Annotated in this window: 2 protein-coding genes; both read left to right on the forward strand. The window is 75.1% G+C overall.

Translation table 11 applies throughout. The features are described 5' to 3' along the window. A partial coding sequence (locus tag HW577_RS25175) for a hypothetical protein (protein ID WP_232475234.1) occupies nucleotides 1-500 on the forward strand: 500 nt, incomplete at its 5' end. Continuing rightward, a partial coding sequence (locus tag HW577_RS25180) for a hypothetical protein (protein WP_419956611.1) occupies nucleotides 497-1,276 on the forward strand: 780 nt, incomplete at its 3' end. The genes HW577_RS25175 and HW577_RS25180, both read left to right, overlap by 4 nt.

Consider the following 1,276-nt stretch of genomic DNA (forward strand, 5'->3'; position numbering starts at 1 on the left):
CAGGGGTGGCTGGAGTTCGGACGTGCGCTCTTCCGATCTGGCCGCCGCGCCAGCCGCCCCCGCAACAACCGCCCCAGCCGCCGGCCGAACAGCCGCGCAACGCGGATCTCGACCGCGCCGACCGGCAGGGCGCGCGGCGCGGGCGTACGCAGGTGATCCTGGCCTGGGATGACCGCAACGACCTCGACCTCGCTGTGGTGTGCCCGAACGGGCGGCGGATCGACTTCCGGACCCGGCAGAATTGCGGAGGGTCGCTCGACATCGACCAGAACGCCCAGGGCGGGCCGGCCACGCGCAACCCGATCGAGAATGTGGTCTTCGACCAGGACCCCGCGCCCGGCACCTACCGCATTGTGGTCGACTACTTCGACCGGCGCGACGGGCCGAACACCCCCTATCGCGTGACCATCCGGCGGGAAGGCCAGCCCGACCGCGTCATCACCGGCACCGCGCGCGAAGGCGTGCGGGAGCAGGTGGTGGGTGAGTTCACCGTGCCATGATGCCGCTCGCCCAGACCCGCGCGCAGGATCTGCGCTGGCTGCTCCCGGTCTCCCCGGCCGAGGCTTTTTCGGCGCTCCAGGCCGAGGCGGGGCGGCTTTCGCCGGTGCATGCCGCGCTCTTCGCTGCACCCTCGCTCGATCCTTCCGGCATCGCCTGGGGCGCGCCGGGGTCGCGCATGGCGCGCTATGCGGACCTCGACGCCGCATCCCGCGGCGCGCTGACGGCCGAGGCTGGGCGCATCCTGTCCGACCTGCGGCGGGAGACGGAGCGGCAGGCTGCGGAAGGCGGCGGCGCGCTGGCGCGGCTCTGGCCCGCCATCGCGGAGATTCCCTCCTTCGACCTGGTCTTCGCCGTCGATGGGCGGCCGGTGATCGCGGGCTGGGGCCATGTCGGCGCCGCCGCGCCTGGGCCGCTCGGCCTCCTCGCGCGCTTCGACGACGGCGTGCCCTGGCAGCCGGCGCCACGCCCGCCATGGGGCGTGTGGATCGCGAGCCTCGCCGCGCTGGCGCTGGTCGCGCTGCTCGCCGGGCTGCTCGCGCCGCTGCTGGCCTGGCGGTTCCTCGAACCCCCGCAGTCCCAATGTATCGCCGCCCCGGGCGGGATCGCCGCGCTCGACCGGCTGGTCGAGGCGGAGCGCGGCGAACGCGATCTGCGCACCGAACTCGCGCGGCTGGAGGAGGAACTCGGCCGCCGGCGCCTCGCCTGCCCGCTGCCGCGTGCGCCCGAGCCGCCACCCCCGCCGCCGCGCCTGCCCGGCCCTCCAGATCGGGAGAGC

Origin of the sequence: Neoroseomonas rubea, assembly GCF_016106015.1 — a bacterium.
GTDB lineage: Bacteria > Pseudomonadota > Alphaproteobacteria > Acetobacterales > Acetobacteraceae > Neoroseomonas > Neoroseomonas rubea.